General features: G+C 69.5%; 1 protein-coding gene and 1 pseudogene. Both read right to left on the bottom strand.

Annotated elements, in window-relative coordinates; all coding sequences use genetic code 11:
• A pseudogene (locus tag FV228_RS34460) lies at window positions 1-175 on the bottom strand (GNAT family N-acetyltransferase); the annotation flags it as partial.
• 130 nt (window positions 176-305) lie between these two features.
• A complete protein-coding gene (locus FV228_RS27090; RefSeq protein ID WP_147857345.1) occupies window positions 306-1,472 on the bottom strand; it encodes a type III PLP-dependent enzyme in 1,167 nt (388 codons plus the stop codon).
• Window positions 1,473-2,337: the final 865 nt, after the last annotated feature.

The following is a 2,337-nucleotide window of genomic DNA, read 5'->3' as shown; positions in this document are numbered from 1 at the left end:
GGGTGCCGACGAGGCGGCCGGTCCGGGTCGCCGCGAAGGCGAGGCCGCGGGCGGGACGCCGTCCCTCGCGCAGGCGCTCCGACGTCCTGGCGCGTCGATTGCCGGCAAAACAGGTGTCCAGCAGGCGCTCGCGCGCCGGGACGTCGTTGAGGTGCTCCGCGCGGATCTCGATCATGACCGTGCCCTCCCCGGGCCGACGAGCGGGAGAAGCTCTTCTTGGATGGCGGGCCGGGCGCCCTCCATCCCTGCGGCTTTCGGAGATCGGCGTCCGGCGGCCGTGGGCCGCCGGAACGATCCGAAAGAAGTCAGATGACGATCTGCTGGAGGGGCGGGAAGCCGTTGAAGGCCACCGCCGCGTAGGTGGTGGTGTAGGCGCCCGTGCCCTCGATCAGGACCTTGTCGCCGATCGAGAGCGAGACCGGCAGCGGGTAGAGCTGCCGCTCGTAGAGCACGTCCACCGAATCGCAGGTCGGCCCGGCGATGACGCAGGGCTCGGTCCGGTCCCCGTCCCGGGTGGTGCGGATCGGGTAGCGGATCGACTCGTCCATGGTCTCGGCGAGCCCGCCGAACTTGCCGATGTCGAGATAGACCCAGCGCACCTCGTCGGCGTCGGCGGACTTCTTCGACACCAGCACGACCTCGGCCTCGATCAGGCCGGCATTGCCGACCATGCCGCGGCCCGGCTCGATGATCGTCTCCGGGATCCGGTTGCCGAAATGCTTGGTCAGGCCACGGAAGATCGCCTCGCCGTAGCTCTCCACGCCCGGCACCGCCTTGAGGTACTGGGTCGGGAAGCCGCCGCCGAGATTGACCATCGACAGGAAGATGCCGCGCTCGGCACACTCGCGGAAGATCGCCGCCGCGGAGCCGAGCGCCCCGTCCCAGGCCTCGGTGTTGCCCTGCTGCGAGCCGACGTGGAACGAGATGCCGTAGGCCTCCAGACCGTGCCGGTGGGCGTGCTCGAGCACGTCGGTCGCCATCTCGGGCACGCAGCCGAACTTGCGCGAGAGCGGCCAGTCGGCGCCGGCGCCGTCGCACAGGATGCGGCAGAACACGCGCACGTCGGAGGCCGCGACCTCCACGGCCTCGGCGGCCCGGGCGATCTTGTCGACCTCGGCCTGGCAATCCACCGCGAACAGGCGGATGCCGAGTTTGAGCGCGCGGCCGATGCAGCGCTCCTTCTTGATGGTGTTGCCGAAGGAGATCCGGTCCGGGGTGGCGCCGGCGGCCAGCGCCATCTCCATCTCGGCCACCGAGGCGGTATCGAAGCAGGAGCCCATCTCGGCGAGCAGGCGCAGCACCTCGGGGGCCGGGTTGGCCTTCACGGCGTAGAACACGCGGGTGTCCGGCAGGGAGCGCGCGAAGGCGGTGTAGTTGTCGCGCACGACATCGAGGTCGAGGACCATCACGGGTCCCTCGTCCTGACCGAGGTCACGGCGCACGCGCAGGAAATCACGGATGCGATCGGTCATGGTCGTCTCCCGGCACGGGTTCGCAAGCGCCCGTCTGGCGGGCGCGCTGTCGATGTGACGGCCCAACGGGCCGTCGGCGTCAGGGGGCGATGCGTCGCGCGGACCGAAGCGCTTTGGAGACGCGTCGATCCAGGCGGGCGCAGAGCACCCGGAAGCTGCCGTGGATTGGAAGGGAGGACCCCCACCGCACGCCGGGCAAAGAGAAACAAGCCTCTTCGGTGCCGGCCTTTGGAGGGCCGACGAGACCAAAAAAGCCCGTTCGTCGTTGCTTTAAGCTGCGTCCCCCGTGGAGAGCGGGGTTCGCCGGTTTCGCCTCCGGCTGCCGGTTGTTGTCGGGGTCCGGTGTCGCCACCTGGATGCCGGCCGTAGGGATCCACCCTTGCGACCATCGATCCTTTAAGACCCCTGGCGGCTGTCCGGCAGTTGACCGGATGCCCACCAACCGGCACGCGGCCACAGGCACGTGCGAAATTGGGCACGGCGCATATACGGAGAACGACCCCCGACAACAAGGGGGTTCGGGCCCGATCGACCCGTATTCCCCCACGCGATCCGCCCTATGCCGCAGCCGTTGCAAAAACGGCGCATTCCCGACCGGCGGCCGGGTCGCGCGGGCTTCCCAAGCGGTCCGGAAGCGGGCATCTGACCGCCGGAGCGATGTCCTCAGTCGAGCGTGTGATGACCGGGCCGAACAGATCGAGAGCGGTGCCGGATCGCCTCGCCGTCGCGCCCGGCTCCGGTCCGGTGTCGCCACCTGGATGCCGGCCGTAGGGATCCACCCTTGCGACCATCGATCCTTTAAGACCCCTGGCGGCTGTCCGGCAGTTGACCGGATGCCCACCAACCGGCACGCGGCCACAGGCAC

Origin of the sequence: Methylobacterium sp. WL18, from assembly GCF_008040015.1 — a bacterium.
GTDB classification, from domain to species: Bacteria; Pseudomonadota; Alphaproteobacteria; order Rhizobiales; family Beijerinckiaceae; genus Methylobacterium; species Methylobacterium mesophilicum.
Note: the sequence above shows the minus strand (reverse complement) of the source record. Positions and strands in the feature narration are given on the sequence as shown.

Excerpts from the sequence above, each read along its gene's own strand:
- FV228_RS27090 (WP_147857345.1), bottom strand. The coding sequence starts at position 1,472 with ATGACCGATCGCATCCGTGATTTCCTGCGCGTGCGCCGTGACCTCGGT.